Annotated in this window: 18 protein-coding genes; 7 read left to right on the forward strand and 11 right to left on the reverse strand. The window is 71.0% G+C overall.

Annotated elements, in window-relative coordinates; genetic code table 11:
* Window positions 1-87: 87 nt before the first annotated feature.
* Window positions 88-483 carry a hypothetical protein gene (locus IO36_RS13410; RefSeq protein ID WP_037619705.1) on the reverse strand — a complete coding sequence of 132 codons (396 nt, stop codon included), beginning with the start codon at window positions 481-483 and terminating at the stop codon, window positions 88-90.
* A gap of 4 nt (window positions 484-487) precedes the next feature.
* Window positions 488-1,372 (reverse strand): AraC family transcriptional regulator, encoded by an 885-nt coding sequence (locus tag IO36_RS13415; RefSeq protein WP_037619706.1) that lies wholly within the window; start codon window positions 1,370-1,372, stop codon window positions 488-490.
* A 144-nt stretch (window positions 1,373-1,516) separates the two neighbouring features.
* Here IO36_RS13415 and IO36_RS13420 point away from each other — a divergent pair, with 144 nt between their 5' ends.
* On the forward strand, window positions 1,517-2,632 hold the full coding sequence (locus IO36_RS13420) for an EstA family serine hydrolase (RefSeq protein WP_037619707.1): 1,116 nt from the start codon (window positions 1,517-1,519) through the stop codon (window positions 2,630-2,632).
* A 288-nt stretch (window positions 2,633-2,920) separates the two neighbouring features.
* A complete protein-coding gene (locus IO36_RS13425; RefSeq protein WP_037619927.1) occupies window positions 2,921-3,583 on the forward strand; it encodes a lysophospholipid acyltransferase family protein in 663 nt (220 codons plus the stop codon).
* Between the two features lie 223 nt (window positions 3,584-3,806).
* On the opposite strand, the gene IO36_RS13430 is transcribed toward IO36_RS13425, so the two are convergent.
* Together IO36_RS13430 and IO36_RS13435 are read right to left on the reverse strand one after the other, a co-directional pair.
* Window positions 3,807-4,796, reverse strand: a complete 990-nt coding sequence (locus IO36_RS13430; protein ID WP_037619709.1) for an aldo/keto reductase — start codon at window positions 4,794-4,796, stop codon at window positions 3,807-3,809.
* Between the two features lie 318 nt (window positions 4,797-5,114).
* A complete protein-coding gene (locus IO36_RS13435) occupies window positions 5,115-6,020 on the reverse strand; it encodes a LysR family transcriptional regulator (protein WP_037619711.1) in 906 nt (301 codons plus the stop codon).
* Window positions 6,021-6,430: 410 nt separating this feature from the next.
* On the opposite strand from IO36_RS13435, the gene IO36_RS13440 reads away from it, so the two are divergent.
* From IO36_RS13440 to IO36_RS13455, 4 genes are all read left to right on the forward strand, one after another.
* Complete coding sequence (locus IO36_RS13440; RefSeq protein WP_037619713.1) at window positions 6,431-7,135, forward strand: type 1 glutamine amidotransferase domain-containing protein; 705 nt, start codon at window positions 6,431-6,433, stop codon at window positions 7,133-7,135.
* Window positions 7,136-7,330: 195 nt separating this feature from the next.
* Window positions 7,331-8,323 carry a TIGR01777 family oxidoreductase gene (locus IO36_RS13445; RefSeq protein ID WP_037619715.1) on the forward strand — a complete coding sequence of 331 codons (993 nt, stop codon included), beginning with the start codon at window positions 7,331-7,333 and terminating at the stop codon, window positions 8,321-8,323.
* A gap of 85 nt (window positions 8,324-8,408) precedes the next feature.
* Window positions 8,409-9,176: a hypothetical protein gene (locus tag IO36_RS13450; RefSeq protein WP_158997330.1), complete on the forward strand. Its 768-nt coding sequence runs from the start codon at window positions 8,409-8,411 to the stop codon at window positions 9,174-9,176.
* Window positions 9,177-9,214: 38 nt separating this feature from the next.
* Window positions 9,215-9,571 carry a hypothetical protein gene (locus tag IO36_RS13455; protein WP_037619718.1) on the forward strand — a complete coding sequence of 119 codons (357 nt, stop codon included), beginning with the start codon at window positions 9,215-9,217 and terminating at the stop codon, window positions 9,569-9,571.
* 23 nt (window positions 9,572-9,594) lie between these two features.
* On the opposite strand, the gene IO36_RS13460 is transcribed toward IO36_RS13455, so the two are convergent.
* Genes IO36_RS13460 through IO36_RS48905 form a run of 7 tightly spaced genes read right to left on the reverse strand, consistent with a single transcriptional unit; the run spans window position 9,595 to window position 17,587 of the window.
* Window positions 9,595-11,250 carry an alpha-keto acid decarboxylase family protein gene (locus IO36_RS13460; RefSeq protein WP_037619720.1) on the reverse strand — a complete coding sequence of 552 codons (1,656 nt, stop codon included), beginning with the start codon at window positions 11,248-11,250 and terminating at the stop codon, window positions 9,595-9,597.
* A 19-nt stretch (window positions 11,251-11,269) separates the two neighbouring features.
* On the reverse strand, window positions 11,270-12,097 hold the full coding sequence (locus tag IO36_RS13465; protein WP_037619722.1) for an MBL fold metallo-hydrolase: 828 nt from the start codon (window positions 12,095-12,097) through the stop codon (window positions 11,270-11,272).
* A gap of 19 nt (window positions 12,098-12,116) precedes the next feature.
* The gene (locus IO36_RS13470; RefSeq protein WP_037619928.1) at window positions 12,117-13,112 is read right to left on the reverse strand and encodes a sugar phosphate isomerase/epimerase family protein; all 996 of its coding nucleotides are present in this window, start codon (window positions 13,110-13,112) and stop codon (window positions 12,117-12,119) included.
* Between the two features lie 2 nt (window positions 13,113-13,114).
* Entirely contained in the window at window positions 13,115-14,029 is a 915-nt protein-coding gene (gene iolE / locus IO36_RS13475) for a myo-inosose-2 dehydratase (protein WP_037619723.1), read from the reverse strand.
* Window positions 14,026-14,550 carry a hypothetical protein gene (locus IO36_RS13480; protein WP_037619724.1) on the reverse strand — a complete coding sequence of 175 codons (525 nt, stop codon included), beginning with the start codon at window positions 14,548-14,550 and terminating at the stop codon, window positions 14,026-14,028. Before IO36_RS13480 ends, iolE begins: the two co-directional genes overlap by 4 nt.
* Window positions 14,547-15,659, reverse strand: a complete 1,113-nt coding sequence (locus IO36_RS13485; RefSeq protein ID WP_051900384.1) for a ferritin-like domain-containing protein — start codon at window positions 15,657-15,659, stop codon at window positions 14,547-14,549. The genes IO36_RS13480 and IO36_RS13485 overlap by 4 nt, the downstream gene beginning before the upstream one ends.
* Window positions 15,656-17,587: a GMC family oxidoreductase gene (locus IO36_RS48905; RefSeq protein WP_051900386.1), complete on the reverse strand. Its 1,932-nt coding sequence runs from the start codon at window positions 17,585-17,587 to the stop codon at window positions 15,656-15,658. The genes IO36_RS13485 and IO36_RS48905 overlap by 4 nt, the downstream gene beginning before the upstream one ends.
* A 258-nt stretch (window positions 17,588-17,845) precedes the next feature.
* Between IO36_RS48905 and IO36_RS46810 the strand changes: the two genes are divergently transcribed.
* Complete coding sequence (locus tag IO36_RS46810; RefSeq protein WP_158997332.1) at window positions 17,846-18,001, forward strand: hypothetical protein; 156 nt, start codon at window positions 17,846-17,848, stop codon at window positions 17,999-18,001.
* Window positions 18,002-18,455 lie beyond the last annotated feature (454 nt).

The following is an 18,455-nucleotide window of genomic DNA, read 5'->3' on the forward strand; positions in this document are numbered from 1 at the left end:
CGTGCCCGACGGCCCGGAAGCCGGGGCCGCAGTGACATGGCTCATCTCGGACGTGGTCGGGCTTCCGGTTGGGAAGTCCGACCAGCTTCAGCTCTCCCAGTGCGACTGCCAGGCGGGCTCGGTCACCGAGTGGGCGGCGAAGGCTTCGCGGGCGGATTTCGGGTCGGCGGTGCTGACCTGGTGGAGCCACTCGATCTGCCACCGGAGTTCGTCCTCGTCGCGGGCGTCCAGATCGTCGGGGTCACCGTGGGTGTACACCGCGCGGGCGATGTCGTCCCTCGCGAAGCCCGCGGCGTTCTCCGCCCTCGTGGTGTCGCCCGTGAGCGCCACCGCGAGCACGTTCTTGGCCGCGACGATCACACCGAAGGGGAGCTCGACGGTCTCGGTGGGCACGTCGCAGTAGTCGCCCGACTCCTCGTCGAGGGCCGCTGCCAGACGGTCGGCGGTCGCCTCGGACACCAGCGTGAGGCGGTCGGACGACATGGTGTCACCCTCCTTCAGCACTGCCCGCGGCCCGCTCGACCGGGATCCACAGCTGGGAGTCCGTCTCCGCGCCGGTCTCCACCGGCCGGGTCAGCAGGAGTTCCGGGCCCGGTCGGGTCGTGTACAGGTTCGAGGGGAACCACTGCGTGAACACGTCCCGCCACAGGTCCTGGAGGGCGCTCGGATACGGTCCGCTGCTGTCGAAGACCGCCCAGGTCCCGGCCGGTACGTCGAGGGCGTCGAGCTCGTCGGCGACCACCCCCGGACCGGTCACCACGCCGACCCAGTAGTCCGCCTCAGCACCCTCCTCCCGGCTGTCGCCGAGGTACACCGCCGCGGACAGCACCCCCGCCGGCTCCCCGTCGGCCAGCTCCTTCATCCGGACGACCGTCCCCCGGTCCAGGCTCTTCACATGCGCCGCGGCGGCCTCGTTGAGCCCCTCGTGCACCAGCGGCACCCTGGCCTTCCGGCCGAGGAACCGAAACGCCTCCTTCTCCACGATCCGGTACCGCATCGTCGTACTCCCCTCGACGACGACACGGAACGACATGCGCGGCTGCGCCGTGAGCACCGCGCCCGTGCGCCGGGCCTCGCCCGGCCCGACACCGTGCACCGACTTGAACGCCCGGGCGAACGCCTCGCCCGAGCCGTACCCGTAGCGCATCGCGATGTCCAGCAGCGTCTGCTCCCCTGCCAGCACCTCGGCCCCGGCGAGGGTCATCCTCCGGCGCCGCACGTAGAGCGGCAGGGGCATCCCGGCGAGCGCGGCGAACAGCCTCCGGAAGTGGTACTCCGACACCGCGGCGATCCGGGCCACCTCGGCCATGTCGACCTCCCCGTCGAGGCGGGCCTCCAGGTGGTCCAGCGCTTGGTTCAGCCGCTCCAGCACGTGTGTCCGTCCTGCCTTCTCCCGGGCTCCGGCGTCGCTGCCGTCAGGACGACCAGCAAACACGATCCGATCGCGCTCCGCCCGACAGATCCGGGCCGGGAATTGTCGGGCGGCAGGCCCCGCGGTCACCGGAGGCTTGCGGACATGAACGATGTCAGGGGATTTTGTGATCCGAGGTTCGCCGCGGTCCGCGAGGCGCTCGCGGCCCTCCTCGCCAAGGACGACGTGGGCGCTTCGGCAGCCGTGTACGTGGACGGCGAGCCGGTGGCCGACCTCTGGGGCGGGTACGCCGACGCGCGACGCACCGTCGCCTGGGAGCGCGACACCCTTGCCGCCGTGAACTCGACGACGAAGAACATGGTCGCCCTGTGCGCGCTGATCCTGGCCGACCGGGGCGAGCTCGACCTGTCCGCGCCGGTCGCCGCCTACTGGCCCGAGTTCGCCGCGGCCGGCAAGGAGAACCTGCTGGTGCGGCACGTGCTGTCGCACACCGCCGGGCTTCCGGACCTCTCCGGGCCGACGACGGTCGAGGACCTCTACGCCTGGGAGGACGTCACGGCGGGGCTGGCGGCGCAGCCACCCGAATGGGAGCCGGGGACGGTCGCCGGATACCACGCGCTCACGTTCGGCTACCTCATCGGCGAGCTCGTCCGCCGGATCACAGGGCGCGGTATCGGCGCGTTCTTCGCCGAAGAGGTGGCGGCACCGCTCGGCGCGGACTTCCACATCGGGCTCTCCGCCGCCGACGACCACCGTCTCGCCCCGCTCGTCCCGCCACCGTCGCTGACCGACGACTACGCCGCCGACGCACCGCCGGGACCGGACGGCACGCGCCGGGAGAACACCGGAGCGGTGATCCGGGTCAAGGACGCCAACTCCGTGGCCTGGCGCCGGGCGCGGATCCCCGCGGTGAACGGGTACGGCAACGCCCGCTCCGTGGCGCTCGTCCACTCGGTCCTGGCGAACCACGGTTCGGTCGGCGGCGTACGACTGCTGTCCCCCGGCGGGTGCGAGCCCGCCTGGCAGGAGGCGTTCCGCGGCGACGACCGCGTGCTGGGGACGCCGATGTCCTGGACGACGGGCTTCGGCCGGTTCGGCAACACCTTCGGCTGGGGCGGCTGGGGCGGTTCGCTGGTCGTCGGCGATCCCGAGGCTCGTATGACGGTGGCCTACGTCATGAATCAGATGATCGACCGGGAGCGGCAGGCGGACGATCGCGGCATGGAGATCGTGATGGCCGCGTACAGCGGACTGGGATGACCGCGACGCGTCGGCCCGTCGGTGCTCCACGACGGCCTTGTCTGTGGTCCGCGTCGGGCCTGTCCCTGATCTGCCGCGGCCCGGTCCGTGGTCCGCCGCGGCCCGGTCCGTGATCCGCGGCGGCCCGGTCCGTGCTCCGCGACGGCTGAGGTCTCCCGGAACGTGTGAGGCGGGCGCCCCGGGCGCCCCTGGGTAGCGGACCGCGCAAGATGAGTGCGCCTACTCAGGCTCCGGTGCGCCGCGCCGATGAGGATGAAGGCCTCCACCACCGAGTCCGGGAGACCGAACATGCTCAGCCGCCTCGCCGACGTCCTGGTGCCCGCCGTCGGCCGCCTCACGATCAGCACCGAAGCGGGCACCGGCCTCGCCCCCGGGAGCATCATCGCCGCGAACCACACCTCGCTCGCCGACCCCGCGATCGTCCTCGCCGCGCTGCACCGCCTCGGCGTGCGTCCGGTCGTCATGGCGACCGCCGGGCTGTGGCGCGTTCCGGTCCTCGGACGCGCGCTCTCCCGCGAAGGGCACATCCCCGTCCACCGGGGCGACCGGCGCGCGGCGGACTCCCTGGACGGAGCCGTCGACGCGCTCGAACGCGGGCACCTGGTCCTGATCTACGCCGAGGGCGGGCTCCCCCGCCGGGCGGACGCCGCGGAGGCGACCCCTGGGGCGTTCCGCAGCGGACTGTCCCGGCTCGTCGAACGGACCGGGGCTCCCGTGGTGCCCGTCGGCCAGGCCGGCGCCCGCCGGGTCACCTCGGGCAGCACGGCCAAGCAGCTGGCGGGGCTCTTCACGGCGCCGCTGCGCCGCCCCCGTCTGCACGTGCACGTGGGCGAGCCGCTCCGGCTGGCGGCAGCGGGCGCCGACCGGACCGAGCAGGCCCGCACGGCCGTGACGGCGGCCTGGCGCACGGCCGCCGCCCGGCTGGGAGAGCCCGCGGCGCTCGCCGCCTGAGCGCGGGTTCGATGCGGGCGTCGGGAATCCGTGCCGCCTGCCGTCGGCGAGCGGCCCGGGGCCGAGCCCGTCGACAGCGACCGGCACGGACGTGCGCGTGGTCGCCCACCGGCCGGGAAGGGCCGGACGAGCCACGGGCTCCACCCCGCCCGGTGGCATTCCCGGTCAGGCGACGCCCCGGCCACGGGATCGTCCCTGGTCAGGCGCGACTTCGCTGACCCGGCTAGCGGTTGACCGAGCGCATCCCCGCCTCGTCGTACCGCTCGCCCGATGCCTCGGGCAGCTCCGCGTCGATGCGGGCCAGGTCGTCCTTGGTCAGCTCGATGTCGACCGCGGCGGCGTTCTGCTCCAGGTAGGTGCGGCGCTTGGTGCCCGGGATCGGCACCAGGTCCTCGCCCTGGGCCAGCACCCACGCGATCGCCAGCTGGGCCGGGGTCACGTCCTTCTCGGCCGCGATCTCCTTCACCTTCGCCGCCAGCCGCAGGTTCGCCTCCAGGTTGGCGTCCTGGAAGCGGGGGTTCTGGCGGCGCCAGTCGTTCGCGTCCAGCTCGTCCGGCGAGCTGAACCGGCCGGCGAGGAACCCGCGGCCGAGCGGCGAGTACGGCACGAAGCCGATGCCCAGCTCACGGCAGGCGGGCAGCACCTCGGCCTCCACGTCCCGGGACCACAGTGAGTACTCGCTCTGTACCGCGGTGACGGGGTGCACGGCATTGGCGCGGCGGATGGTCTCCGCACTCGCCTCGCTCAGGCCGATGTGGCGCACCTTGCCCTCGGCGACCAGCTCGCCCAGCGCGCCGGCCGTCTCCTCGATGGGCACCTTCGGGTCGACCCGGTGCTGGTAGTAAAGGTCGATGTAGTCGGTCCCCAGACGCTGGAGGGAGCCGTCCACCGAGCTGCGGACGTGCTCGGCCGAGCCGTCCTGCGGGCCGACCGTGCTGATGTCGCCGGGTACGGCGTCGTCCATCCGGTAGTTGAACTTCGTGGCGATCACGTACTCCTCGCGCCGCCCCCGGATCGCCTGGCCGACGAGGGACTCGTTCGTCAACGGCCCGTACATCTGCGCGGTGTCGAGGAAGTTCACCCCGATGTCCAGGGCGCGCCGGATGGTCGCGATCCCCTCGTCCTGATCCACGGATCCGTAGAAGGCCGACATGCCCATGCATCCCAGGCCGATGGCCGATACCTGCAGGTCCCGCAGACTACGCTTCTGCATGCCGCCTCCCAGCTGTTCCTCGCACACTCGTGCGTCGTACGTCGGTCGGCACGAAGCCCCTCGTCAGTCCTGCCACGTGTCCCACGATCGGGGATTTCGCGGCGCAACCGGGTCCACGGGCTCCGTGCGCCGTGATGTCTTCGACGCTATGACCTGAAGCGCACTCCAACGCAAGTCGACGCTCGGACGGGGCCGCGTTCCGGACAGCCGTCGGCACCATTTCGCGCCACCGGCCTCGGTGCTCAGGGGTGATGACCTGCGCGGACGGCCCACGGCATCGTCGCCCGCACGTCCGTCGCGCCGTGCGGTGCGCGGCCGTCACAGACTCTTCCACTCCTGTGCCGCCCGGGCCAGGTGTTCCCAGACCGCCGCGAGGGCCGGGCTCGCCGGGGTGTCGCGGCGCGACGCCAGGTAGAGGGTGTTCAAAGGCTCGACCACCGGCCGGTGCATCTGCACCACCTGCCCCGCGGCCAGGGCCGGCGCGGCGACGTAGCGGGGCAGCACGGAGATGCCCATGCCGGACACCACCGCGGCCAGGACGGCGCGCAGGTCCGGGACGACGACCGCGACCTGGTTGGGCGGCCGCCGCCCGAACTCGCTGAGCCAGTACCGCCGGATGATCGGAAGCTCGGTGGCGTAGGCCACCAGCGGCATGGGGGACAGAGCGGCGACCGGGTCGGCGGACAGCCGCTCCTGGTCCACGGCGTGCGCGAGCGCCGGCGGGCCGACCAGTACGAACTCCTCGTCAACCAGCGGCGCGACCGACAGCTCCTCCTGCCGGGGACGGACCGCGGAGACCACCAGGTCGAGCCGCGCCGCGGTCAGCGCCGCCAGCAGTTCGTCGGCCAGGCCCAGCGTCACCCGGAACCGCAGTCCGCGGGCCGACAGCGGCGCCAGGGCCGGAAGCACCTGAAGGGACATCACCTCGGCAGCGCCGCCGAGGTGGACGGTTCCCCGCAGCATGCGCTCCTCGCCCGAGGGGGCGAGGGCGGTGCGCAGCCCGTCGACGTGCAGGCCCACGCGGGCGGCCAGCGCCGCGGCCCGGGGTGTGGGCCGGGCGCCCTTGCTCGACCGGACGAACAGCGGCTCGCCCAGTTGTTCCTCCAGGCGGGCCAGCTGCCCGGTGACCGCCGGCTGGCTCACCCCCAGCCGCTCGGCCGCCGCGGACAGCGACCCGGTGCGGTAGATCTCCAGGAACGTCGCCAGCAGGTCCAGACCGGGCACGTCCGTCTCCCTCCATCACCGAGCTTATGAACCGCCTCGCCGCCGGTCGGGTCGTGGTGATCGACCCGGGTGGCGGTGGGCCGGCCGTCGGCGCGGTGACCTCGTACGACGCGGTGGGCGGCGTCGTAGGGTGCACAGCGTCGTAAGGCGGTGGGCCCGTGCCCGCCGACGGCGTGCGGCGGCGTACCGTGCTGCGCCCTACCGCCCCGTTCTGCCACGTCACGGCACCGTTCTGCCACGTTCGCGGGCCACAGGCCGGGCCTCGTCATAAGTATTCTTATGCCCTGGAGAAGCGGCAAGGCATTCCCGTGATGAATCCTGAGGTTGTCCCGAGCGCACCGGATCCGAGGTCCGCGTGTCCCGGGAAGCGGATTCCCGAGTCGTCCAACCGATAGGAACGGGCCCTTTCGATGTCCAAGATCCTCATGATCATCTCCGCCGCCGACCGTCTGACGCTGGCCGACGGATCCACCCATCCGACCGGCTTCTGGGCGGAAGAGGTCGCCGCCTCCCACAAGGTGCTGCGCGCGGCCGGAGTGGAGGTCGACATCGCCACTCCGGGTGCCGTCCGTCCCACGGTCGACGCGCTGAGCCTCGACGCGCGCGGCGGTGTGTCCGAGTCCGACGCCGCCGAGTACCGCGCCTACCTGGACGGCATCGACGACCAGCTCTCGCACCCGCTGCCGTTGGCCGACGTACGGCTGGGCGACTACGACGCGCTCTACTTCCCCGGTGGTCACGCGCCGATGGCCGACCTCGCCCACGACGCGGATCTCGGCCGGCTCCTGAACGAGGCCGAGGCCGGGGACACCGTCGTCGCCGCTCTGTGCCACGGTGTCGCCGCCCTGCTCAGCGCCACCACTCCCGACGGCGGCTTCACCTTCGCGGGCCGCGACCTCACCTCGTTCGCGGACGAGGAGGAGCGACAGGGCGGCCTCGGCGACAACACCCCCTTCTACCTGGAGAGCGTGCTGCGCGAGCGCGGCGCGACGGTGGAGACCGGGGCTCCGTGGAGCACGACGGTCGTCGTGGACGGCCGCCTGGTCACCGGGCAGAACCCCCAGTCCAGCACTGCCACCGCCGAGGCCACGCTGAAGGCACTGGCCGACCGCTGAGCCCGAACGGGCGCCGCAGCACGGGAGCCCCGAAGCGGCTCAGGAGCACCGGTCGACCCCGTCCGCACCGACGGCCGCCGCAGGGGTGTGACACACCCCTGCGGTGGCCTTCCCGTCTCGCCTCAGCACGACGAGAGTTGAACATGTTCAAAACGTAGGGCTAGGCTGACGCCGGGTCGAGCAGAGGGGGATCCGATGAAGGTAGTGCTGCCCGGAGGAACCGGACAGGTGGGCGCGATCCTCGACCGCGCCCTCACGGCGGCGGGACACGAGGTCACGGTGCTCACCCGGCGCCCCACGCGGGCGCACCACATCGCGTGGGACGGGGCCACGCTCGGCCCCTGGGCCGAGGCGGTCGACGGCTGCGACGTGGTCGTCAATCTGGCCGGACGCAGCGTCTCGTGCCGCTACACCGACGAGAACCTGCGCGCCATGATGGACTCCCGGGTGGATTCGGCCCGGGTCGTCGGCGAGGCGATCGCCGCCGCCACGCGGCCTCCGCGCGTCTGGCTGCAGATGAGCACCGCGACGGTCTACGCCCACAGCTTCGACGCGGCGCACGACGAGGCCACCGGGGTGATCGGCGGCTCGGAGCCCGGGGTGCCGGACTACTGGGCCTACAGCGTCGAGATCGCGAGGAACTGGGAGCGGGCGCAGGCCGAGGCGCCGACTCCGGCGACCCGCAAGGTCGCCCTGCGCTCGGCGATGGTCATGAGCCCGGACCGCGGCGGGGTGTTCGACGTCCTGTCGTGGCTGGCGCGGCTCGGCCTCGGCGGTCCGGTGGCCGGCGGGACGCAGTACGTCTCCTGGATCCACGACGAGGACTTCGTGCGCGCGGTGGAGTTCCTGATCGCCCGGGACGATCTCGAGGGTCCGGTGAACCTCGCCGCGCCGGGCCCCCTTCCGCAGCGCGCCTTCATGCGAGCGCTCCGCGGCGCCTGGGGCGTCCCGGTGGGGCTACCGGCGACCCGCATGATGGCCGAACTCGGGGCGTTCGCGCTGCGCTCGGACACCGAACTGCTGCTCAAGAGCCGCCGCGTGGTGCCCGGGCGGCTCGACGCGGCCGGGTTCGTCTTCGCCCACCCGGAGTGGGAGGGTGCCGCCGCGTCCCTCGTGCGGCGGATCCGGGAGATCCGCCGGAAGTCGCCCGGACCCACGAACAGGACCGTGGTGGGCATGGAAGGCTGACGGCGGACGTTCGAAGGGGAACCGGGGAGCGCGAGGGGGATCGTCCGGTGTCGTGTCCGACGAGGGGAACGGCGGAGGCCGGCTCATGAGCGGCCCGCTGCCATGGATCGCCGGCGGCTGGCTGCTGGGGTTCGGTGCGTTCAACTTCGTTCTGTACGGGGCCTGGTGGCGCCGTACGCGGGGCGAGCGGCGCTTTCTGCGGGGTGCCCGGGCCGCGGAGCCCGACCCTCTCCAGGCGGCCTGGTGGCTCGGCGCCTCGCGGGAGGGCGCCCCGCCTCAGCGGGAGGGGTACGCGGCGGAGGTGGCCGTGCGCCTGCTGGTCGAGGCCGGGGACGCGGAGATCGACGCGGACGGCCGGATCACCGTGCCGCTCGGGCGGCTCGGCAGCCAGAAGGACCCCGTCTTGGCCACGCTCGTCACACTGCTGCGCCATCACAAGGGCGCCACCGTCGACGAGTTGCTCACGAACCCACACTTCCGGCGGTTCCGCGACCGTCTCCGGACGCGCCGCGCGCCTCTGCGCACGGCGTTCGGCTCCTACCGCGTCCCCGCGTTGACCGCCTCCTTCGTCACGGCGTTCGGGATGGCCCTGCACGCGATGTTCACGCGCTGTGCGGTGCCCGGGCTGCCCAGCCGGGATCCGGGCTTGTGGACCACGGCGTGGATCGGGGTGTGGGCGGTGCTGGCCGCGCTCGCCGCACTCTGGCCTCCGGAGTCGTCCCGTCCGTGGCCCCGCTTCACCCGCCGCTGCCGTGCCGCCGTCGCCCGGGCCCTGGCCGACCGGTCCCCCGGCACTCCCCCGCGGGCGTCCATGGCCGCGCCACGCTCGGCCGCGCCGCCCTCACCGGGCTGACGGCCCGCGTTGTCAGTGGAGGTCGCCATGATGGATGGATGGCCAACCCGCACCTCACCGCTGGCAGTGTCTGGCGGCTCCACCACGCCGGACGCGAGATAGCCCGCCTCACCGTGACCGGCACCGACATGCCCTGGACGCACGCCCGGGTCGAGACACTTCCCGGCTTCGAGGAGTTCCGCTCGGTGTTCGCCGAACAGGAACTGGCCGTCGACGAGGAGGACTGGGACCGGCTGGACACCTGCGACGCCCGGATCCGCGAGGCACTCACCATGACGTTCCCGGACGGCAGCCCGGTCGCCGAGTTCATGCTGCACATCCACGCCGACAACACGGCCGGCTGGCGCTGGCACGACGAGCCCTTCGCCGAACCCACCACAGAGCCGGACCACTGACCGGTGGCATCGCACGTTCGTGGCTAGTGGGCCTTCCAGCGGGCGTTGTCGGGGATCGTCTTCTGGGGGACCCGGACCTGGATGATGGACGGGCCCTCCGTGTACTCCAGTGCGCCCGTCACCGCCTCGCTCAGTTCGCCGTACGTGCCGACCTCCCAGCCTCGGCAGCCGAAGACGTCCGCCAGGGTGCTGTAGTTCCAGCGGTGCAGCTCGCAGGGCGTGTAGAACGGCTCGTCGGAGTGGAAGACGCCCGCGTCGGCGAGCCACTGTTCCACCGCGTAGACGCCGTTGTCGATGACGAAGATGATCGGATCGAGGCCCAACCGGGTCTGCGTGGACAGACATTGGGCGGTCATCTGGAAGCCGCCGTCGCCCGAGAAGACCATGACCCGTTGGTCGGTGCGCTTCGCCAGGCAGATGCCCGTCGCGGCCGGCGCGCTGTAGCCGATCGACGAGTAGGAGGACTGGACGACGAACCCTCCCGGGCTGGGGACGTCGAGCAGCAGGCTCCCGAAGTAGTTCATGCTCGCGTCGGCGCCGACGATGGTGTTCCGGTCGACGTACTGCTGGATGTGGTCGTAGAAGCCCTGGTAGGTGATGACGTCGGCCGCGCTCACGGCCGGGGCGCTGCGGGCCGGGGCCTCCGGGAGCTTGCGCTCCTTGGCCGTGACGTTCTTCTCCAGGATGCCGTCGATCAGGTGTGCCAGCGCGACCTGTCCGCCGAAGAACGTTCCGAACTTGACGGCGTCGAACGACGCGAACGCGGTCTTGCCGTAGTCCGGGTCCCAGCCCAGCGAGTTGATGTCCGTCAGCCACACGCCGAGGGCCAGGACGAAGTCGGACGCGGCGGCAAGGTCGGTCACGGTCGACGACGAGGCCTGGCCGTCGAGGACGCCGACGAACAGTTCGTCATCCTCGGAGACGACGGCCTTGCTGAGCAGTTCGGTGACGAAGGGGACGTTCAGCTGCCGGATCAGGCTCAGGGCCTTGTCCTGGAGGCCTAGGCGGTCGATCTCCACGCCGAGCCATATGAGGGGATTCTCGGCGCTCTCGAGCCGCTCGGCGATCCGGCCGACCGACTCCGCCAGGCTGGTCTCGTCGGACAGGACCCTGGCCGGCTTGAGCACTCCCCTCGGCGGCTCGCACTCCAAGTCGACCATGTCCTGCAGCAGTTCGATGTAGACCGGACGCCGTTCGCTGATGCACCGGGTCAGCGCGTAGTCGATCAGCGTCGGCGCGAGGTCCGGATTGTCGATCCGGATGGCCGCCACCGTCAGATGCTCGAAGGACTCCAGATCCGTCTCGCGTCCGGAGATGAAGTGGTGGGCGCTGAAGCCGGTCTGTTCGAAGGTGATGGTCCGCTTCACGCTCGGTGTGCCGTTGATGAGCACGAGCGGCACCTTCTCGACATAGGCACCGGCGACCGCGTTCACCGTGCACAGGGCGCCCGCCGAGTAGGTGACGCAGAGGGCGCCGATCCCCCGCAGCCGCGCGTATCCGTCGGCCGCGTAACCGGCGTTGACCTCGTTGACCTCCTGGACGATCTTCGTGCCGCTCGGTGCGACGTACCGGTTCAGCCACTCGATCGAGTAGTCGCCCGCGATGGCGAACAAGTGCTCCAGCCCCAGTTGGCGGAGCCGGTCCACCAGATACCGCCCTACTGTGCAGCTCTCGCTCATGATCGAAGCACCTCCGTGGTCAGTAGTCGCTCGCGCCGCCGAACAGCCGGGGCAGATAGATGTCGAAGATCCCGGGGCACCTGCGTTCCGGATACCGCTGGAGCAGGAAGCTCTTGAAGGCCTCGCCCGTCAGCCCGTCCCCGACCGCCTGCCGGGCGGCCGCGAGGTATTCGACGAGGCGGGCGACCTCGTTCTTGTCGGCCGGCAGGCCGTGGCCGGGCAGGAAGACCTCGTAGTCGGACAGCAGCATGTCCCGCAGGACCCGGCTCCAGTGGTCGAGGTGCTTCGTCAGGTACGGATGGGTGCCGCTGTAGACCAGATCCTGCGCGACGTAGACACCCACGTCGGGAAGCCGGATGGTGAGGTGGTAGTCGATCTCGGTGTCCGTCACCCGGTCGAAGACGTAGCGGACCCCGTCGATCATCTCCTCACCGGGATCGGCGGTCTTCTGGGGCACGACCACGCGCTCCGGGGCGAGGTCGCCGAGTTTCCAGTGGTCGCTCCTCGAATCCTCGCCGTGCTCGTCGACGAACGTCATGGTCTCGGGCAGCGCGTAGACGGTGACGTCGGCGAACGCGGTCCCCAGGCCGAACCAGTGGTCGGGGTGCCGGTGGGACACGTACAGCCGCTCGATGGGCTTGCCCAGACCGTCCGCGTACTCCCTGAAGGCCCGGGCGTAGGGGGCGAGGAACTGTGCGTCGACGAGCACCAACTGGTTCTCGGTCTCGATGACATGGGTGGCGTTCGCGATGTTGTTCTGCGCGAAGGACGCGACGAAGGTGTGAATCCGGACGTCGTCCGTCTGCTTCACGACCATGGTGATGGGATCTGACAGCTGGGCGGGCATGGGAGGCCCCTCTCCGAGGTTAGGTGGTGTGCTCGCGCAACTCCTCCAGCGCGGCGCTCGCGACGTCGTAGGCGCTGTCCCGGCCGGGCACCGGGTCGTCCTCGCCGGGGCGCCAGAAGCGCCGGCGCGCCATCCGCATGGAGCGGTCGAACGGCGGGATCGCGTTGAACACCTCGATCAGGTAAGGCCCTTGGTAGACGGGCTCGATGTCGCGGGTGAGCACGTCCCACGGGATCCAGCTGTCCTTGACCGCTCCCCGGTCGGGCGCGGAGATGTGGACGTAGTAGAGCCGGTCCTGGGCCACGGCCCGGGCGAGGTTCCGCCGGAGGACCGACGGCCCCTGGCTCTCCATGACGACCTGCGCCGTGTCGACCGTCACCCCGCCCCGCGGGTGGTCGAGGCCCTCGAGGAAGTCCAGCACCTCGGAGACCATGTTGGGCGGCGGTGTCTCCCAGCTCTTGACGGGCTCCACCGCGAGCTTCACCTCGCGCGCGGCGGCGTACTCCAAGAGGTCTTCGAAGACGGCACGCGCGGCGTCGTAGCGCGGTTTCATCCAGTCCTGCAGGGCGTCGCTCCAGATCGGCTCGTCGGTGTCGGTGAGCGGGAAGACTCCGTAGGGGTAGATGAACGGCCCGGACATGATCGAGTCGCCGCCCAGGATCCGGGTGATGTCGACGCGTGACTTCAGGTAGGACAGGGCCTGGCGGCGCTGGTCCTCGTAGGGCGACGTGGGGTCGAAGGTGCGGGTCGTCCCGACGTTGGTCGTGAACTTCACCTCTCCGAGTCCCGCCCGCTCGAAGGTCTTCTTGAGGCCGGCGTACTGGTCGGTCTCGACCTTGTGGTCGACGGTGGTGGGCTGGGCGGCGATGTGCACGTCGAAGCCGTCGTAGCCCATGTCGGTCAGGGTCTTCAGGTGGTCGATGAGCACGCGGCTGTACCGCGTGTCCTGCGGCCGGAGGTCGGCCGTGAACATGAAGAAGCTGAAGAAGACGTCTCGTCCGTTGTGCGTGTTCATGGTCACCAGCCCAGGACGTCGGCGAGGTAGGCACGGGCCTTCTTGGCGTACTCGAGCGGCACGGCCTTGTTGGGGTCCTGCTCCGCCTCCACGACCAGCCACCCCTGGTAGTGCGCGGCGGCCAGCGCCTGGAGGATGGGCCGGAAGTCGATCCCGCCGTCTCCGGGCACGGTGAACACACCGAGCTGGATGGCCTCCTGGAACGACAGGCCCTCGTCACGGACCCGGTGCACGACCTCGGGCCGGACGCTCTTCAGGTGGACGTGGCCGATGCGGTCGGCGTAGGTGCGGGCCAGGTCCAGCGGGTCGTCGCCGGCGAAGGCCATGTGGCCGGTGTCGAGCAGCAGATGGACCCGATCGGGGTCGGTCGAGGCCATCAGCCGGTCGATGTCGGCCCGGGTCATGACGCCGGTGCCCATGTGGTGGTGGTAGCTGAGCTTCATGCCGGCCGCGTGGGCGATCCCGCCGAGCTCGTCGAGGCCCGAGGTGAGGGCGTCCCACTGGGAGTCGGTGAACACCGGGCGGTTGGCGAACACATCGACGGGGAGCAGGTGCGAGGACGCGCCGAACTCGGCCACCACCAGTTCGTTTCCGCCCAGGGCACTGATGTGGGCCAGCGTCTCCCGGAAGGCGGCGATCGTCTTCTGCCGCATCCTGCCGATCGTGAAGTACGTGCTCGTCCAGGGCTCGGACACGCTCAGGCCGCGCAGATCGAGGGCGGCCTTGAGCTCGGCGGCGTCCGAGGGGTACTTGTGCCCGAGGCTGCAGCCCTCGAAGCCGGCGAGGGCCATGTCGCTCACGGCCTGGCCGAAGGAGATACCGGCGTCGATGGAGGGGAAGTCGTCGTTCCACCACAGGGTGCAGCAGACGCCGAGCTTCACCTTCTCCGGGCTGAGACGTTCGAGTGTGTCCGTCATCTTGACGCCCCTTTCAGGTAGCGCTCGGCGATGCGGGGCGGCTTGGACCAGGAGCCGTACCCGGGTGCCTTGGCACCGGGAGGATTGGCCCCGATGGCCCGCCACAGCAGGCCCTCCTGGTAGGCGGCGGCCGTGACCGTGGAGGTTCCCGCCGCCGTACAGGTCCCGTAGCGGTCGGTCCACTCGGGCGGCAGCGCGTACCACATCCCGGCGTACCAGAGCTTGATCACGTTGCGGGCCACCGGGCCGAGCCGGTCGTCGCAGAAGATCCGGTGGCGCAGGGCCCGGTCGAACACATCGCGGTCGAGCGGGGTCCGGGCGCGGTTTCCGGCAGGGCCGGCGGCGTCGGCCCGGGCCGCGCGATGGGCGTCCAGGAGGGCGGTGACGGCCTCGTCGCCGCAGGCCGCCCGCACCTTCGCCAGATACTTGTGGGCCATGCCGGTGCCGAGCAGATCGGTCTCCTCGAAGGCGGTGAGGTCGACCGACAGGAGGAGAAACCTCTCGAACGACGGGGCGGTCATGTCGTCACCGTCCGGGTCGTCCCGACGGTCGCGGGGGCCGCCTGCGGTTCGGGTCCGGTCCCGGCCGGGATCTCGAAGGTGGGACCGGCGTGCAGTCCGCCGCTGCCCGGCAGGGGGTTGCACACCAGGCGATTGAAGCCGTCGCGCAGCCGGAACATCTCGCAGACGCCTTCCTGGAGGACGCTCGGCTCTCCGTCGAAGGCCTTCGTGAGCAGGGCGAGGAAGGCTCCGTAGTCGGCGTTGAAGTCCTCGGCGACACGGGCGAGTTCGGAGCCCGCCGGGTAGTCGGCCAGCCGGATGCTCGCCTTGACCTGGTACACGTCGTCCCAGGTGATGCTCAGCGGGGGTCCCGTCGGCGCGCCCGGGTGGTCGCCGACCTGGTAGTAGCGCCCGAGCTGGAGCTGCCGGAAGCGGTAGTAGTGGGCCAGCTCGCCCTCCGCGTCGTAGAGGCCGGAGTCGAGGCCCTCGCCCTGGCCGGCGATGAAGCGCAGGGCGCGCTGGGCCGATTCCAGATCGGAGACGACGATCACCTCTCCGCCGCCGGAGTAGAAGTACTCGGGGCCCACCTGACGGGCCGGGTCCCCGTGGAAGAGCCCGGGGTCGTTGGCGGCCACCTTCTCGAGCCCTTCGATGATCTCCTCGTAGAACTCGCCGATGCTGTAGAAGCGCATCTCCTGCGCCGTCGGACTGGAGACCAGGAAGTGGGTCCTGGTGTCCGGGGTCTTCACCAGCCGCGAGTCGGCGGTGGGGGCCTTGCCCGGCCGCTCGATCTTGCAGAACGTCTCCACGGCTTCGGGCGTGAAGGGGCGCAGGTCGACGGTGAAGTCGTCCTCCCCGTCCGGCAGGTAGGCCGGGTACGAGGGTACGAAGCCCGGGCGGGTCAGGTCGGGCCTGCCGCCGATGGCGTTCAGGACGTTGGCGACGAGGGTCAGGTGCAGCATCTCCTCCACGGCGGTCACCCGGATGATGTGGGCGGCGTCGGAGTTGGTGCTGGAATGGATGGAGTAGTAGGCGGTCAGGTAGGGCGGGATCGTCGCGTGCTCGAGCGACATCGCCGCGTTCAGATAGCTGAGCAGGTCGTCACGGTTCTCGATGGTGGACGCGATCATCGGACGGCCGCCTCCTCTGTCGCCGACGGGACGGGGCGCCCGTCGTGGGTGACGTCGATCGGTGCGGTCTCGGAGTCGAGCTGGGCCAGCATGGCCCGCGCGCTGCGCAGGCACAGGGCGGCGAGGGTGAGCGTCACGTTCGAGGTGCCCACGGTGGGCATGCTGCCGCCGCCGACCATGTAGAGGTTCTCGTGGTCCCAGCACCGCTGGTCCGCGTCGACGACCGATGTCGACGGGTCGCTGCCCATCACATGGGTTCCGGCGAGGTGGTTGCCGCCGCGGATCTCGTACCCGACGCCTTCGTGGACGGCGTAGCCCCAGAAGTCCGGGTCGTAGGCCGTGTGGTCCTCGGCCCCCAGACGCGCGAAGATCCGTCGCGACAGCTGACGGGCGTACGCCACCCCGCGCATCGTGTACTCGGGGACGTTGTACGTCAGGACGGGCCGCATGTTCCCCAGATGGTCGGTGAAGTCCGGGCTGACGGTGATGCGGTTGCTCGGGTCGGCGGGGACCTCGACCATGAACGCCAGTTGCAGCTGACGGGACACCCGGTCCACCAGACCCTGGCGGAGCGATTCGCCGTAGCGGCCGCCGGAGTCCACCAGGCTCATCAGGTCGGTCATCGGGGCGCCCCGGGCCCAGCCCCAGCCGTCGTTGTGGATGTCGACGGTGAACGCCGCCTGGCGGCTGCGGAAGCTTCCACCGCGCAGGTCGGCGATGCCGCCGGTGCAGATCGTGCCGCGGAAGGTGCCCGCCACCTCCGGCAGCAGGGCCCAGGCCAGCAGGTAGGCGTGGTCCATGAAGTTGCGCCCCATCAGACCGCTGGACCCGTGCAGCCCGGAGGCCAGCATCAGCCGGGGGTTCTCGACCGCGTTGGCGGCGAGCACGAACAGCCGGCCCCGCGCCCGCATCGTGGTGAAGCCGGGGCTGTCGGGCCGGTCGTAGCGGCGGTACTCGATCTCGGTCACGCGGTGCGTGCTCTCGTCGACGTGCACCTTGTGGGCCACCGCCTGGGCCACCAGGTCGACCCGGCCGCTCTGGAGCGCCAGGGCGAGCGTCTTGCCGGCGTTGTACTTGGCCTGCACCGGGCAGATGGGCACGCAGTTGTTGTTTCCCTGGCACCGCTCGCCGACCTCGACCTGGTACGCGCTCACGGCGCCCCGCGGCACATAGCCCCGGCCGCCGTCGTAGGCCGGGTTCGGGATCCCGTTGCGGCCCTGCGGGAACGGCCGGACCCGTAGCTCCCGCCGCTCGCCGTCGAGTTCGACCGGCATCCCGTCGACGTCCTTGGCGACCGTCCGGTCCAGATAGGACAGGGGCAGTCCCTTCATGGGGAAGACGTAGTCCTCGTCGAAGGTGATCCCGAGGTAGGCCTGGTCCTCCACGTCGGCGGAGACACCGATCTCGCGTTCGGCCTCGGTGTAGAAGGGGGCGAGGTCCTCGTACGTGAGCGGCCAGTCCGCGCCCTGCCCGTAGAGCGTCCGCATCCGGAAGTCCTCGGGCAGCATCCGCAGCGTCTTGCCCTCCCAGTGCATGGTGGTGCCGCCGAGGACGCGCGTGTAGGTGGTGTCGGTGGCGAGGGGCCCGTTCTGGACGATGTAGGCCGAGGCGTCGGGCGCGCCCGGGGTGATGCGCCGGGCGTCGGTGCCACGGGGCATCGGGGCGTTGGCGACGGCCGGATAGGGGGCCTGGTTGTCCTTCCCGATGGCCGAGTAGAACCGGTCGAGGTACCCTTCGTAGCCCCTCAGCGTGAGGTCTTCCGCAGGGCCCGCCTCGAGGAGCAGCACCCGCTTGCCGGCATCGCTCAGCCGCAGGGCGACCAGGGCTCCGGAGATCCCGCCGCCGACGACCACGGCGTCGTAGAGGACCTCGGCCGCCGCCTCGGGGTCGGTGCGCTTCGCCGCTCCCTTGGGGAACTTCGCGTACATGGGACAGTCACTCCTCCACTGCCGGGCGTGGCCGGGACCGGTACGGCGGCCGGGGCTCCGTGCCGGCGGCCGGATTCCCCGTCGGGGCCGCGGTCACACGGCTCGGGACCGAACCTGCGGGGCGGACACGTGGGAGACGTGCCGGGCGACCGGGGGCCGCTGGGGCGCCCGAGGGCGTCCATGGACCGCCGCCACGGCTGGGTGTGGGGTTTCTGCGCGAGCGGGCCGATGAACGGCGCAAGAGAGCGCAGATTGTTCATGGCAACTTCGAGGGTCGAGCTGCGCATCGGTGTCGCTGTGGACGCGGCGGACAGGCCGCTGTCGCGTCAGCAACGATACGCGCGAACCCGCAAGATCGCCGACCGTGGCGGGGACGTCCGACGCATGCACCGGTCCCCGGTGCGCGAGAACTGAAGGAGCCTCAGGAAACCTTTTGCGTGCACAGTTTCCTGAAGAACGGCCGGGATCGTCATGCGGCCCGCCTCGCATGAAGTGCTCAACCTCCCTGATCCGACTGCCTGGTGGAGTCCGCACCGGCCGTCATTCTGCGGCCGGACACCGGCGGCCAGGCCCGTTCTCGTCGGTCAACTACGTTCCCTGCCTTGGGAAGAGGCGGTCTCGGCCGCCACCACGGAGAGCATCGGACGCGGCAGGTTGAAGAAGGCCGGCCACCCTCGCGCCCGGAGAGTCCGCCCGCCCGATTCCGCGCTCCGGCAGGCCCCTCCGCGGCCGGGCGTCGGTCGTGTTGCGATCTTCCCCTCCAGTGCTTTGATGGAGATGAAGACATGCGTGCCAGCGGAATATGCGCGAGGCAGTGGGCCTCGGCGTGGGGCGGCCATATCGCGCTGTGGCGGTGTGGGGCGGAGAA

Origin of the sequence: Streptomyces aureus, assembly GCF_000725495.1 — a bacterium.
Classification (GTDB): domain Bacteria; phylum Actinomycetota; class Actinomycetes; order Streptomycetales; family Streptomycetaceae; genus Streptomyces; species Streptomyces aureus_B.

Bases quoted from the DNA above. Each gene is read 5' to 3' on its own strand.
- IO36_RS13430 (WP_037619709.1), bottom strand. From the start codon at position 4,796: ATGCAGAAGCGTAGTCTGCGGGACCTGCAGGTATCGGCCATCGGCCTG.
- IO36_RS48905 (WP_051900386.1), bottom strand. From the start codon at position 17,587: ATGTACGCGAAGTTCCCCAAGGGAGCGGCGAAGCGCACCGACCCCGAG.
- IO36_RS13480 (WP_037619724.1), bottom strand. From the start codon at position 14,550: ATGACCGCCCCGTCGTTCGAGAGGTTTCTCCTCCTGTCGGTCGACCTC.
- IO36_RS13410 (WP_037619705.1), bottom strand. From the start codon at position 483: ATGTCGTCCGACCGCCTCACGCTGGTGTCCGAGGCGACCGCCGACCGT.
- IO36_RS13445 (WP_037619715.1), top strand. From the start codon at position 7,331: ATGAAGGTAGTGCTGCCCGGAGGAACCGGACAGGTGGGCGCGATCCTC.
- iolE (WP_037619723.1), bottom strand. From the start codon at position 14,029: ATGACGGACACACTCGAACGTCTCAGCCCGGAGAAGGTGAAGCTCGGC.
- IO36_RS13455 (WP_037619718.1), top strand. From the start codon at position 9,215: ATGGCCAACCCGCACCTCACCGCTGGCAGTGTCTGGCGGCTCCACCAC.
- IO36_RS13485 (WP_051900384.1), bottom strand. From the start codon at position 15,659: ATGATCGCGTCCACCATCGAGAACCGTGACGACCTGCTCAGCTATCTG.
- IO36_RS13420 (WP_037619707.1), top strand. From the start codon at position 1,517: ATGAACGATGTCAGGGGATTTTGTGATCCGAGGTTCGCCGCGGTCCGC.
- IO36_RS13450 (WP_158997330.1), top strand. From the start codon at position 8,409: ATGAGCGGCCCGCTGCCATGGATCGCCGGCGGCTGGCTGCTGGGGTTC.
- IO36_RS46810 (WP_158997332.1), top strand. From the start codon at position 17,846: ATGGCAACTTCGAGGGTCGAGCTGCGCATCGGTGTCGCTGTGGACGCG.
- IO36_RS13465 (WP_037619722.1), bottom strand. From the start codon at position 12,097: ATGCCCGCCCAGCTGTCAGATCCCATCACCATGGTCGTGAAGCAGACG.
- IO36_RS13425 (WP_037619927.1), top strand. From the start codon at position 2,921: ATGCTCAGCCGCCTCGCCGACGTCCTGGTGCCCGCCGTCGGCCGCCTC.
- IO36_RS13460 (WP_037619720.1), bottom strand. From the start codon at position 11,250: ATGAGCGAGAGCTGCACAGTAGGGCGGTATCTGGTGGACCGGCTCCGC.
- IO36_RS13470 (WP_037619928.1), bottom strand. From the start codon at position 13,112: ATGAACACGCACAACGGACGAGACGTCTTCTTCAGCTTCTTCATGTTC.
- IO36_RS13440 (WP_037619713.1), top strand. From the start codon at position 6,431: ATGTCCAAGATCCTCATGATCATCTCCGCCGCCGACCGTCTGACGCTG.